Raw genomic sequence first — 13421 nt, 5'->3', positions numbered from 1 at the left:
TTTTCGTTCGCGTCTCATCCTTCCGTAAACTGCGCAATCCGCTCATTACAAATCCGTTCGGTCAAGTCTTTCAACAGTTTCACCCGATCACTCAAATACTCCAATTCTGTTTTTTCGATTTTGTAATTCATATCGTATCTCGAATCGATGTACGCTGTGTAGCGGCGACTCCACGCACTTGTTGTAGATCATTTTGAAATACCAGGAGACTGATTGAGAAAAGCGCGAACCTTTAGAGCTATTGATGGCAGGCCATTTTTTAGCCAAACCTTTTTTAAGGCTGATTTGCTTGCGAAAACGACATGATTGTCCTGGATTTTGACCAGTAATGTAGGTACTTGCATTCCATCATAGAGTTCAATGGATTTAAAAGTATTTTGATACTGGTCAATATGCTCGAGGTTTTTCTCGTAGACACCGTTGATTGTATGTGGCGGAACGTAATGACCTCCTTCTAAGACACGTTGACCGACCCGAGCGACGCAGTCACTGACTTTGTCCAGGCAGAGGTAATTAAGTTGGATCTGATAGTCATTGCGCTCAAACAGATCCAGATACTTCCAATAGTCCGGGTGGGATAGGGGCGTTTCTAAGACAAAATGGCTTTTATTGCTAATCGCCAGTTGCATCTGCTCGACCAGTCTGGTTTCCATCATCTGCGTCGAGAGTTTTGGGATCAGACTTGGGTCCGAACCTTGCTTAGCTAACAATAGCTCAAATTCTGACCTTGTGTTGTCACGGTCAAATGAGTCGATTCCTTCGAAGGCTTCTGGCAACATCGTCTGAATGTGGGTAGACTTGCCTGCGCCATTCGGGCCGGAGATCACGATCAGTGTGGGCTCAGAATAATTCATATTCTTCTCTGACCTTATCTGCATCAGAGGAACCCAAAACATGAAGGACTTTTACTTCAAATTGGCTACCAGTAGCAAAAACCTGCTGGACTTCAATACGGCCGTCAGGAAATTCCCTGTAGACCTGCCCGTCCGGAAGTTTGTCGGATAGAATTAAGAATGGAAGGTTTTTCTTGAAATTTCTTGAACGAAGCGCTTTTACAGTTGCTGTGTAGCGCTGTTTTTGATCCTTTCCATTCGAAGGTGACTTGCTCATATAATCCTTTTTATCTGTTGTTTTCTATATGAATGCAGAGTAAAAATACAAAATTCTCGCCATACATCATAAACGTTTGGCCAGATACGATGAAAAGAAATGCACTCATTTCATTCGCGTATTACCCTTCCATAAACTGCGCAATCCGCTCATTACAAATCCGTTCGGTCAAGTCTTTCAACAGTTTCACCCGATCACTCAAATATTCCAATTCTGCTTTTTCAATCTTGTAATTCATATCGTATCTCGAATCAACGTAAGCTTTCCGTAAGAGTTGGAACAGCTTCTTTTCCTCGTCTGTATTTTTCGGGAAAACCTTCGCAAAATCTGGATGCTGTTTCGATACCTGATTTCCTAGTTCTTCAATATCATGGATTTTCGGTTTGTAATCAGTGAAGACCAGAAGAATGGAAGTATAATATCGTTCTGTGGCTTGGTGAAGTTCGAATGCAGCAATCTTATACGGCGCCGAGTCATTTTCTCCCTTCAAAAAATAGAATTCAAAGCCATCCAAAAAAAGATTTGCAGATTCAAACCATGGCTTGAACTGTTCTTTTGCTTTTTTCTGTCTCTCCTCGGGATTCATATTTTTCGGTTCGGATAATTTACATTTTCCCGAATCAAAAAGCATAATTCCTTCTTTTAAAACATCGACAAAAAAATATTGATTACGCTCGATCTTATCATTTACAAACCCAATGCTATGTTGAATGATAGTGACTTTTGTGTGCTCATCATTACTATTTATTTTCGTGTTCAGGTCCCACCACTTTTTGTCGTCTTTGGCAGATTTCCTGTCTTTTGTAACAACGAGAATGTCATAATCGCTAACATACTCAGTGTTTTCCTGAAAGTCTTCTACCCAGTCGCCACGAGCATGGCTGCCAAAAAGAATGACCATTTCGGCGGGTACATTTTCAACAATGATTTTGGTGAGAGCTTCTAATTCTTCCTGCTTGTCTTCGGGAAGGTGGGAGAGGGTTGATTTCATGTGTGTGTGGGTTTTTAGTGTGGTAGGCTAAGGATTTTTTGATTTTTGGAAGTGTCTGGTTTCAAGAGTTCAAGAAGTATATTTTCCTCCAAACTAATCTCGCAATCATATCTTGTTGGTTCAATGTGTCAATATAAACGGACTGCAATTGGTGAAATAATGTCAACCTTCATTATGTCATTGGGCTTAAAATTATTTTTAATCCAGTCACGAAGTTCTTTGCCGCCCATTATTCTTGGCGTCCCATTTTTATTTGCAGTCCGGTTGATATAGCCTAGAATTGTAGTGTCGCCACTTGAACCTAATTGTATGTCTATGATAGCATTATCAGCTCCAAACAATTCTGAATGTTCTCGTCCAACATTGAAAAAGCCTTGATTAAAATAAGCCTGTCCAAGCAAAATATTTAGTGTTGTTAACACTGGAATGAGCGCAGCAGTTGACTTGGGTTCTTTTGAAAGCTCTGGTTTTTCACTTTCTGCGTCGACAGAAATTAAGTTTCGTCCGAAAAGATTCCATTCGGGATTTATTCGATAAATTAAAGTGTCTTCAAGTCCCGCCGCAAGATTAATTCTAAAGTCACCATAGTTCAAAAGCCCATTATCTGTTAAAATGAAAATGTCAACTGGCGAGTCATTGAACAGCAAACTTTTAATTGCTGCATTTACTCTTATATTGGTTGTTTGTGAAGAACCGGGATTTTGATAGCCATACATTCTTTGAGACAACTGCATTTTGGTCTTTCCAATATACTTTATGTCGCCATTGGAAATAAAACTATATAGAACGTTTGTTGTTGTGTGATGAGAAGTCAAGTTGTATTTAATAGCGTCATCATTAAGTGTCCAGTGTCCAACCGAAATAAAACCAATGTTAAGTAATCTGTTCATACTTGAAGGGTGGCTTTAAAATAACATACAACTTGTTAATTGACATATTTTTTGTGCATTGAGCAATTCTAATCAGCTAGTCACAATATTACTTTTAGCGCAGTTAATGCTCTATCTTAGGGAAGTCAGTATAATCCTTAATGTATCTAGTGAAATCCTGCCCAGAACACTCCGCCTTTCCTTTTGAGAAAGAAAAGTAAAACGTAATGTTTCCCTTGGATTCAGAACCTACATTTTCATTTTCAAAATGATTGAGTAGATAATCTTGTCTGATAATTACTGGCTTCGACCATTCATCGTTATGTCTCACAATGAATACATAGTGAACCGGTATATTCGAAATATTCTGAAGATTTTTAACAGACACATTGAATTGGCCGCTGAAACTATCTTTTCGTGAGGTAGAAGTTGACGTTTTAACTTGTACCCGTCTTAATGTACCATTATCATCCTGAACCACAAAGATGTCATCCCCGATATCAACTTCGGGAATAGCGACATTCCAGCCGAGCATTAAAAATTCAGACATAATTGCCAGGTGCCCAGCCTTCCCAAGATATTGATTAAACTTTTTCGTCACGCGGGTTTAATTTGTATAGTACGTTTCCAGTCTGAGTGTCAACGAATTGAATTTCATCAAATTGATTGAGATCACTCTTACTGTCAACACCTAATAACGCGGGATAGATTTGACTTTCGAGTTTTCCAGCATAAACTTCAAAATTGCTTTTTGTGTCATACCCTACAAAAATATTGTTAGCGGGATGCGCATTAGGAAAAAGCTTCCTGATGAAGTCACGAATGGAAGGTGAGATACTGAATGAGTATCCATCCATTTGCTTATTTACCTTTATTTTGATTGCGTCCATTGCTCAGAAAATTTTACATTCAAATATAGGAAATTATCATCGTAATGAGATTTGCGCTCGACCTCTAGTATACATCAAAGAAGCCCAAAAACCACCAATAGTCCTCAATCCGTCACATTTAGCTTCAAATTCCTACCCAGACCTTCTCCAACAATCCACACCAAAGTCGACAGCCTGATATCTCTCGCATTGTTTTCAATACGGGAAATGTGGCTTAAAATTCAAGAATTTCATAGGATTGTCCATCATTTAGAAAAGAGAATCCATTTTCTAAGAGGTTATTAACGAGGACATTTGTGTGGTTGCAAATAGTACTATACTAATTTATTTTTCTACAATAAAGAGTTTAAAAAGACCTTTTCTACATTTAAAACAATTTCTTATGAAGCGATTAATACTTCTGATGAGAAGAATGCTTTTGGCTTTGATCGTATTCTCGTCGATGGGCGCGTATGCCCAGGGCGAGCTTACAGGCAAGGTTACAGGAGACAACAACGAGGTACTTCCTGGTGTGAGCATCACGGTAAAAGGGACGAGCAAAGGAACGACGACAAATGCTGAAGGTATCTTCAAAATCGAAGCTGCGGCTGGGACCAAACTGGTTTTCAGCTTTATCGGGTTTGAAACGCAGGAGGTAACGACCGATAATGCGACAACACTGAATGTGAAGATGATATCGGGCACCAAGGCACTCGAAGAATTGGTCGTGGTGGGTTATGGACAGGTAAAGAAAAGTGACCTTACGGCATCCGTATCCAGTGTGAAAGGTGCGGCAATCAAAGAGTTTCCGGTTACTTCGCTCGATCAGGCATTGCAGGGACGTGTTTCCGGGGTGCAGATCTCGCAGTCTTCGGCTGCGCCAGGCGGTGGGCTTTCGGTGAGGGTTCGTGGCCCTAACTCCATTCTCAGCGGTTCAGAGCCTTTGTATGTCGTGGACGGATTGCCTATTTATCCTGATAATAATGCAGTGGGAACAGGCGGAAACCGTCAGCCATCCAATGCGCTGGCAATGCTTAACCCCAATGATATTGAGTCCATTGAAGTGCTGAAAGACGCTTCGGGTACTGCTATTTATGGTTCCCGTGGTGCCAATGGTGTGGTGATGATCACTACCAAAAGAGGTAAGGAAGGCGGCGGCAGGCTGACCTACGATGGTTCTTATTCGTTCCAGAATATGGCCAAAAAAATTGATATGCTTCGTGCAGATGACTATATGCGGTATATCAACAAGCTGGAAGTGAGCCAGGGCGGTGCGGGCAGGTATAGCGCCGACCAGATCTCGGCGGCCGGTGCAGGAACCAACTGGGTTGACGCGGTAACACGCCCGGGCAGCATTCAGAGCCATCAGCTGACATTTTCAGGTGGTAATCAAACAATGAAGTATGCATTCAGTGCGAATGTGCTTGATAATCAGGGTATCATCATCAATACTGATTTCAAACGTTACGGTTTCCGGTTTAACCTGGACAACGATTTCCTCGGCGGCAAGGCTACGCTTAGCAACAGCTGGTCGTACAGTCGCCTGATTTCCAACAACGTACCTACGGATCGCGGCGGCCCCGGCGGGATCATGATCACTGCTTTGGGACTGGACCCTACGGTTGCAATTTACAATGATAACGGAGGCTATAATTATCCAAGCTACGACGGTCGTTTCAGCATTAACCCTGTGGCCGAGGCTAAGGAAGGTTATGACAGGGACGCTACAAACCGCCTTTTCGGAACCACTGCTGTTACATTCAAGATTTTCGACGGCCTTAAATTTAAAACCAGCATCGGTGCTGACGTGGTGAGTGCAGGACGTACTTCGTTCTTCAACAGCTTCACCAGACTCGGTCGCCAGAATGCCCGTGAGCTCGACAAGTTTAACCGGAATGTTACCAATCTCCTGAACGAAAACTTATTGTTTTATCACAAAGAACTAACTCCCAACCACATTATCGATGCCACTGCGGGTTACACATTCCAGCATGAAATAAACCAGTATGCGTCGGCGTCCACGTTTGGCTTGCCTTCGGACGACGTGAATTCGATGAATTTGCAAAACGGATCTAAAATTCAGACGCCTTATTCGGGAAGACAAGAATGGAACCTGCAATCGGTGATCGGTCGCCTGAACTATTCGGCCTATGACAAATATTTGCTGACGGTTACGGTTCGTCGTGATGGTTCCTCAAAATTTGGCCCGAACAATAAATACGCCATGTTTCCTTCGGCGGCTTTGGGATGGAAAATCGCCAACGAGAAGTTCTTCACGGATTCAAGGCTGAGCAACATTTTCGACGACATGAAATTAAGGGCGAGCTACGGGGTGACAGGGAACTCGAATATTCCTCCTTACCAATCTGTTTCAGGGCTGGTACCTTACAATTATGTCTTTGGTGGCCAGCTGAGTGCAGGTTATGGTGCCAACAACATCGCCAACCCGGACCTTAAATGGGAATCGACCAGAATGCTTAATATTGGGTTAAATACAAGGCTTCTGAAAAATCGCCTGGATCTTTCGATCGACTGGTACAACACCAAAACATCTGATTTGCTTCTATATGTTTCCATCGCGCAGAGCACAGGATTTGGCACAGTTTTGCTCAATTCCGGAACATTGACCAACAAAGGGATGGATTTCGAAGCCAATTATAAAGCCATTGACGGAGAGAGACTTAAATGGGATATCGGCGGAAATATTTCTTATGTAAGAAACAATTTGACAGACCTTGGTAAAAGCACACCATACTTCGCGAGCAGCCCGAGCGGTCACCTGGGTATCGACGGAAGCTGGGTACAAGCAGGCAACCCGATCGGTGTGTGGAGGGGATATGAATATGCAGGTTTGTTTACTTCGGATAGTGAAGCAGCAACGTTTTCAGCCAAAGCAGGTTATCCGAAATATACAGATGTGAATGGTGACGGCAAATACACGTCGGACGACTATAAAATTATTGGTAATCCAAACCCGAAATTTACCTGGGGACTAAACAGCTCACTGAAATACCAGGGCTTTGATCTGGGTATTTTCTTCCGGGGCGTGCAGGGCAATCAGGTAAGGAATTTGCAACAGTCGGAAATAGGCGACGGCGTACAGAAGATCAACCAGCTTTCCAACATCCTTACGGATTCATATAGTACTGAGAACCCGAATGGAAATAGACCGGTGATCGATGGAAGAAGAGACTTTATTTCCTTCCGTAAATCGTCATTCTTTATCCAGGACGGCTCTTTTGTAAGATTGCAAAACGTTTCACTGGGCTACAATATCCCCCTTACCAGCAACTTTATCCGCTCGGCCAGAGTGTCTGTAAGTGGTCAGAACCTGTTCGTCATTACCAAGTACAAAGGCTTTGATCCTGAGGTGAATAACAGCGGACAGAGTAACCTGAACCGTGGCGACGATTATGATGCATATCCACGTGCCCGTACGGTCACAGTAGGTGTGAATCTGGGATTCTAACAAGTTGACGAAGAGATAGAGAGCTGAATGTTTTTATAACATAACAATATTGATCCAATGAAAAACAAATTGATACAACAAGCCAAACTCGCAGTGGCCGTAGGAATGCTGATGACTGCCGGCTGTTCCGATCTTAAAGAAAAGCCCGATTTCATCAATCCGGATAGTTTTTACCAATCGGCGACGGAGCTGGAATTAGGTGTGAATGCGATATATGACGACCTGGGTATGGGTAATGGCGACTGGTTCAACCACTTTTATAACCGCTATGTATTTGAATGTCTGGTAGGGTATCAGGTAGGGTGGGAGAAGGGACCGCTGCAATATAATCTCGGGAACATCAGTCCGTCGGACGATTATATCAATGTTTACTGGCAGGAATGCTACCGTTCTATTGACCGGGCCAACAAGCTCATTGAAGTGGCAGACGCAATGGATGACCCGGCCAACGTCGATAAAGTGAAGAGGATCAAGGGGGAAGCAGAATTCCTTCGTGCATTTTACTTCTATGAATTGCTGAGATATTTCGATAATCCTCCGATCAAGACCACTTCTACCAAAAGTTATAACGACCTGCCGGACAATGCAGGTGGAAAGCGAAAAGTAATTGATCAGATCTACGCCGATGCTACTGCCGCAGCTGCTGTTTTACCGGCAAATTATACCGGTACCGATGCGGGTCGTGCCACCAAATGGGCAGCGAAAACACTGTTGATGAAGGCGCAGCTGTGGGACGAAAAATGGGCTGACGCAAAAGCAACTGCCGAGGATATCATTAAGAACAGTGGCATGACGCTGTACCCGGATTTTACCAATAATTTCGACGTGGACCACGAAAACCAGGGCGAGCGGATCTTTGAAGCGCAGATTTCGGCCAAAGCGAATTCCTCGGAATACAATAACCACTCGGCGCATTTCAATCCTGAGGATTTTCCGAGTGACCTGGGCGGCGCCGGATGGAGCTGGCTCAGCGCTACAAAGGATTTCAGAATGTCGTATGAGGACAATGATAAACGCATTGGCGGTACATTCGTAGAGTCTTACCCGACGGGAAGAACTGCTAAAACAGCAGATGGTAAATTTCCGACTGTAAAATGGTCAGCAAAAGCGGATTATAATCTTTCCCGATTCGGTGGTTTGGTTGATCCGAATGCTAATCCGAACAAACCAGAGGAACTGATTTTTAGCAAAGCGTGGTCTTCGAAGCTGGTGGAGCTGGACAAAAATTACTCCACTACCGAGAAAAATACGATCTACATGCGTTTTGCAGAGGTACTTCTCGGTCACGCGGAGGCTTGTAATGAAAGCGGACAAGGCGATGCTTATGAAAGTATCAATAAGGTGAGGTCCAGAGCGGGACTTACCCCATTGAAAGGGCTGACGCAGGCTACATTGCGGAGTGCAATCGTGGATGAGATCATGCATGAATTTGCTTTTGAACAGGTGGCTTACCCGGAACTGCGGAGAAAGAGCAAGTTTGGCGGTTCTCCTGATTTTCTGGGAGATTACATCAAACATTACTCGGCTACATATAAGGTAGGGCGTGTCCCCAAGGCGAAGGATTACGTGCTTCCGATCCCGCTGATTGAGATTCAGGGAAATCCTAATGTGGCGCAAAACCCGGAATGGAAATAGCAGGTTGAATATTGATGCGGGGAGCTGAACAGGCTCCCCGTTTTTGTATATTAAGCATTCATGTTTTTGAAGAAAATGAAAGTTAAGCTGGTTTGTTGTCTGTTATGGCTTTTGATCGTTTCCTGCCGCGAGAAGCAGGAGACACTTTTCACGTTGCTTCCGTCTGCACAAACAGGTGTGAAATTTGAGAATACCATCCACGAAAACGACGATTTTAACCTCATTGACTACTATTACGTTTACAATGGCGGTGGCGTATCGGCAGGTGATGTCAACAACGACGGGCTGCCGGACCTTTATTTTACCGGAAATCAGGTTGCTGATAAACTGTATCTGAACAAGGGAAAAGGGGAAAACGGCGAGCTTCATTTCGAAGACATTACGGAAGCTACGGGGATCAAAACGGGAGGGTGGAGCACCGGCGTAACCATGGCGGACGTGAATTCCGATGGTTTGATGGATATTTATGTTTGTAAATCAGGTAATTATCCGGCTGAGAAACGTAAAAACCATTTGTATCTCAACAAAGGCAATATGCGGTTTGAGGAATCGGCGGAACGGTTGGGGATAGCGGATACGACATTTACCAATCAGGCGGCATTTTTGGATTATGACAAAGATGGCGACCTGGATCTTTTCCTGATCACGAGTACCAATCTGGTCAGAAACCCCAATAAACTGGTTGCGCCGGTCAATGACGGAACCGGTCTTTCGGCTGACAGGCTGTACCGGAATGATGGTGACAAATTCACGGATGTTTCCAAGAACGCAGGCATTGTTCACGATGGCATGAGCCTGGGATTGTCGGTCGCTGATTTTAATGGTGACGGCTGGGACGATATCATGGTGGGCAATGATTTTCTGTCCAGCGATTTGTTATATCTTAATAATCAGGACGGTACGTTCAGAGAGGCGGCCAAGGAAGCATTCGGGCACCACAGCCAGTTTACAATGGGGACCGATGCGGCGGATTTTAACAATGACGGAAAGATTGACCTGATGACCGTCGATATGCTTCCGACTGACAATGAACAACGGAAACTGATGGCCGGACCGGCTAATTTTCAGCAGTTTGAAATGGCGCGCCAGCTGGGTTATCATCCTCAGTATATGCGGAATATGTTGCAATTGAATGCCAGCGCAGGAAACGGAGGGGCGGAGAGACCGGTCCATTTTTCAGAGATCGGGCAGTTTTCAGGCGTACACAGCACGGATTGGAGCTGGTCGCCGCTTTTCGCGGATTTTGACAATGACGGTTACAAGGATCTGTGCATTACCAATGGTTATCTGCGTGATATTACAGATCTTGATTTCGTAGCCTACAATGCGGAAATGGCGCAAGGCGGAGCATCCAAAGAGGTTATTGACAACCGGATGAAGGTCGAAGCGCTGAAAATGAAGACTTTGAAAAAGAACAATTTCATTTACCAAAACAATGGAGACCTGACTTTTTCCGATAAAACAAAAGAATGGTTTGGCGACGCACCTTCATTATCAAATGGCTCGGCTTATGCAGATCTGGACGGCGACGGAGACCTGGATCTGGTGGTGAATAATATCAATCAGGAAGCATTTATTTTTCAGAATAACACCACCGGAAAGAATTTTCTGAACATTAACCTGAAAGGGAAAAAGGGCAACGTGAATGGTCTGGGAGCAGAAGTTACGCTTTACACCGGCGGTGGTTTGCAGCAAATTAATCACTCCGTAACCAGAGGATACCAGTCTTCCAGTGACTATCAGGTTCATTTTGGTCTCGGAAATGCAAAGCTGGCTGATTCTGTCCGCGTGGTATGGCCTGACGGGAAAAGCCAGACAGTACAGAAGGTTAATGCCAATCAAGTACTGACATTGAATTACCAAAATGCAGGGCAAACCACTATAAACAAACAGCTTATCACTCCGATTTTGAAAGAAGTGACATTGCAAACCGGGATCGATTATCTGCATCAGGAAGAACCTTACATGGATTATAATCAGGAGCCAATGCTGTTGCACATGCTTTCCAGACAGGGCCCGAAAATGGCCGTGGGCGATGTCAATGGCGACGGGCTGGAAGATTTTTATGTGGGTGGTTCTTACCATCATCAGGGCAGTTTTTACATTCAAAGTGCATCCGGTAAGTTTAGTCCGAAGCCCATCAAAGGAGTAAACGAGCAGAAGGATGAGGAAGACACCGGCGTGTTACTGGCGGATTTGGACGGTGACAAGGATCTTGATCTCTACATTGTGAGTGGTTCCAATGAGTATTTCGATGGCTCGGAATATTATCAGGACAGGATCTATCTCAATGACGGCCGGGGCAATTTTACAGCCGCATTGAATCTCTTGCCCGCAATCCGGCACAGCGGTTCCTGTGTCGTCGCAGCCGATTTTGACCATGACGGTGATCTGGATCTCTTTCGCGGTGGCAGGCTTATGCCGCTGGGCTACCCAAAAGCAGGCGAAAGTTGCATTTTACGGAATGACAATGGCCATTTTACAGATGTGACGGATTCGGTAGCGCCGCAGTTACGGAACATTGGTATGTTAACCGACGCTGTTTGGGTCGATATTGATAATGATTCCTGGCCGGATCTGATGCTGACGGGCGAACTGATGCCGCTGACTTTATATAAAAATACCAAGGGGAAATTTTCGAATGCTAACAGTTTTCCTTCTTCAAACGGTTTCTGGAATTGCGTCAAAGCGGCTGATTTCGATCACGACGGTGACCTGGATTTTGTGGCTGGGAATCTTGGGTTAAACAGCCGGTATCGGTTTTCAAAAGCAGCGCCAATGTCGGTTTATAGTGCTGATCTGGACGCAAATGGCCGCTATGACGCCATTCCTTCTTATTTTCTGAACGGAACCGAGTATCCGGTGCCGTCGAGGGATGAGCTGACGAGGCAAATACCGGTTTTTAAAAAGCGATTTCAGTCATATGCCTTATATTCCAAGATCAAAATGAGTGAATTGCTGACTGCTGAGCAACAAAAGGCAGTGACAGTGAGCAAAGCCTTCGAACAACAAAGTGTATACATTGAGAATAAAGGTGTAGGCAAATTTGAAATAAAACCATTGCCTCAGATCGCGCAACTATCAGTAGTACAGGACATACTGATCGACGATGTGGATGGGGACGGGAATCCGGACGTGCTTTTGGCTGGCAATGACTACACTACTGAACCTGGTGCGGGCCAATATGATGCTTCTTACGGTGTGTTTGTGAAAGGGAATGGGAAAGGAAATTTCCAGCCGGTTGCTACCGACGTATCGGGCTTTTTTGTGAATGGAGATTGCCGCAGCATCAGGAAAATAACGGGTAAGCGTGGCTATTACGTAGTTTCCAGAAACAAGGCGGGTATAGTGGTCTTTGCGAAAAGGTGATACTGGGATTTCTGCGAGATTTTACCTGAAAGCATACAATGTTGTCGAAGTGAATTCCTGACCGGGCAAAAGTAATGTTGAAGGAAAATGAGGCTGATGCGGCGAATCGGCAAAGTGCTGTGTTTCGAGGCATATACCTGCATATTTGGCATAAGGCTTCCCGGATTTTCCGACTACTTGCCCGTCAAAATAATTGGCACAATAAATATGAATCCCTGGCTCGGTAGTGAATGTATCCATCGTGATCCCGCTTTCCCCAGAAACCAGTCGTACAGCGTGTTTGAGCACGTTTGAATTTTGGGTCTTTAACACATAGCTGTGATTGATACCCGCATCAATCTTCATTTGAATGTCATTACTTGCCAGTGCGTCGCCTATTTTTGTCAATTCAACAAAAGAAAAAGGTGTTTGCGATACAGTTTCAAAGCTTCCGGTCGGGAGTGACTGCTCGTTATTTGGAAGGTAGCTGTCGCTGTGTATTTGCAGAAAATGGTTTGCTATCGTCATATCCGACGCGGGCGAAAGATTGAAATAACTGTGCTGTGTGAAATTAATGTGTGTTGGTTTGTCGGTAGTAGAGCGATATTCAATTTTTAATTCATTTTTTTCGGTCAAGGTGTAAGCTACTTTGACAGTCAGATTTCCCGGAAATCCTTCTTCTCCGTCCGGACTGGTATAACTCAGTTGTAATGAATTGGTGGTATGACCTGTCACTTCCCACAGTTTTTTATTGAATCCGTTAAACCCACCATGCAGGCAGTTTTTACCATTATTTATCGACAGCTGAAAATGTTCGCCGCCAATTTCAATGGTTCCATTTGCAATTCGGTTCGCATACCGGCCGACCAATGCACCTATGTAAGTTTGGTCAGCTACATATTCTTCGAGCAATTCAAAACCCAGCACCACATCGATGATCTTTCCATTCCGGTCGGGGACATTCAATGATCGTATTGTTCCGCCATAGTTCAGTATTTCTGCCGTATAGCCCCGGCTGTTTTTCAACAAGAAAAGCGAAACTTCATTCCCATCAGGCAATGTTCCGAATGTATATTTTGACATGAATAGTGAGCCGTTTGTGCATTACAAATGTATTGTAATTAAGCTGA

Annotated in this window: 10 protein-coding genes; 3 read left to right on the top strand and 7 right to left on the bottom strand. The window is 44.2% G+C overall.

Features of this window, described 5'->3' with window-relative positions; all coding sequences use genetic code 11:
* Nucleotides 1-188: 188 nt before the first annotated feature.
* From ON006_RS12585 to ON006_RS12560, 6 genes are all read right to left on the bottom strand, one after another.
* Nucleotides 189-854 (bottom strand): zeta toxin family protein, encoded by a 666-nt coding sequence (locus tag ON006_RS12585; protein WP_244820141.1) that lies wholly within the window; start codon nt 852-854, stop codon nt 189-191.
* Nucleotides 841-1110: a hypothetical protein gene (locus ON006_RS12580; RefSeq protein ID WP_244820140.1), complete on the bottom strand. Its 270-nt coding sequence runs from the start codon at nt 1108-1110 to the stop codon at nt 841-843. The genes ON006_RS12585 and ON006_RS12580 overlap by 14 nt, the downstream gene beginning before the upstream one ends.
* A gap of 121 nt (nt 1111-1231) precedes the next feature.
* On the bottom strand, nt 1232-2101 hold the full coding sequence (locus ON006_RS12575; protein ID WP_244820139.1) for a HEPN domain-containing protein: 870 nt from the start codon (nt 2099-2101) through the stop codon (nt 1232-1234).
* Between the two features lie 128 nt (nt 2102-2229).
* A complete protein-coding gene (locus ON006_RS12570; RefSeq protein ID WP_244820138.1) occupies nt 2230-2991 on the bottom strand; it encodes a GIY-YIG nuclease family protein in 762 nt (253 codons plus the stop codon).
* Nucleotides 2992-3094: 103 nt separating this feature from the next.
* Nucleotides 3095-3571 (bottom strand): PDDEXK-like family protein, encoded by a 477-nt coding sequence (locus ON006_RS12565; RefSeq protein ID WP_244820137.1) that lies wholly within the window; start codon nt 3569-3571, stop codon nt 3095-3097.
* Entirely contained in the window at nt 3555-3860 is a 306-nt protein-coding gene (locus ON006_RS12560) for a hypothetical protein (RefSeq protein ID WP_244820136.1), read from the bottom strand. The genes ON006_RS12565 and ON006_RS12560 overlap by 17 nt, the downstream gene beginning before the upstream one ends.
* A 382-nt stretch (nt 3861-4242) precedes the next feature.
* On the opposite strand from ON006_RS12560, the gene ON006_RS12555 reads away from it, so the two are divergent.
* The 3 genes from ON006_RS12555 (at nt 4243) to ON006_RS12545 (ending at nt 12312) form a co-directional block, all read left to right on the top strand.
* On the top strand, nt 4243-7308 hold the full coding sequence (locus ON006_RS12555) for a SusC/RagA family TonB-linked outer membrane protein (RefSeq protein ID WP_244820135.1): 3066 nt from the start codon (nt 4243-4245) through the stop codon (nt 7306-7308).
* A 57-nt stretch (nt 7309-7365) separates the two neighbouring features.
* Nucleotides 7366-8943: a RagB/SusD family nutrient uptake outer membrane protein gene (locus tag ON006_RS12550; protein ID WP_244820134.1), complete on the top strand. Its 1578-nt coding sequence runs from the start codon at nt 7366-7368 to the stop codon at nt 8941-8943.
* Between the two features lie 75 nt (nt 8944-9018).
* Nucleotides 9019-12312: a VCBS repeat-containing protein gene (locus ON006_RS12545; protein ID WP_244820133.1), complete on the top strand. Its 3294-nt coding sequence runs from the start codon at nt 9019-9021 to the stop codon at nt 12310-12312.
* 21 nt (nt 12313-12333) lie between these two features.
* Here the strand turns inward: ON006_RS12545 and ON006_RS12540 are convergent, their stop codons facing one another.
* Nucleotides 12334-13374 carry an aldose epimerase family protein gene (locus ON006_RS12540; protein ID WP_244820132.1) on the bottom strand — a complete coding sequence of 347 codons (1041 nt, stop codon included), beginning with the start codon at nt 13372-13374 and terminating at the stop codon, nt 12334-12336.
* Nucleotides 13375-13421: the final 47 nt, after the last annotated feature.

Origin of the sequence: Dyadobacter pollutisoli (assembly GCF_026625565.1) — a bacterium.
Classification (GTDB): domain Bacteria; phylum Bacteroidota; class Bacteroidia; order Cytophagales; family Spirosomataceae; genus Dyadobacter; species Dyadobacter pollutisoli.
Note: the sequence above shows the minus strand (reverse complement) of the source record. Positions and strands in the feature narration are given on the sequence as shown.

Coding starts and splice junctions, on each gene's coding strand:
- ON006_RS12585 (WP_244820141.1), bottom strand. CDS start 854: ATGAATTATTCTGAGCCCACACTGATCGTGATCTCCGGCCCGAATGGC.
- ON006_RS12580 (WP_244820140.1), bottom strand. CDS start 1,110: ATGAGCAAGTCACCTTCGAATGGAAAGGATCAAAAACAGCGCTACACA.
- ON006_RS12575 (WP_244820139.1), bottom strand. CDS start 2,101: ATGAAATCAACCCTCTCCCACCTTCCCGAAGACAAGCAGGAAGAATTA.
- ON006_RS12570 (WP_244820138.1), bottom strand. CDS start 2,991: ATGAACAGATTACTTAACATTGGTTTTATTTCGGTTGGACACTGGACA.
- ON006_RS12560 (WP_244820136.1), bottom strand. CDS start 3,860: ATGGACGCAATCAAAATAAAGGTAAATAAGCAAATGGATGGATACTCA.
- ON006_RS12555 (WP_244820135.1), top strand. CDS start 4,243: ATGAAGCGATTAATACTTCTGATGAGAAGAATGCTTTTGGCTTTGATC.
- ON006_RS12550 (WP_244820134.1), top strand. CDS start 7,366: ATGAAAAACAAATTGATACAACAAGCCAAACTCGCAGTGGCCGTAGGA.
- ON006_RS12545 (WP_244820133.1), top strand. CDS start 9,019: ATGAAAGTTAAGCTGGTTTGTTGTCTGTTATGGCTTTTGATCGTTTCC.
- ON006_RS12540 (WP_244820132.1), bottom strand. CDS start 13,374: ATGTCAAAATATACATTCGGAACATTGCCTGATGGGAATGAAGTTTCG.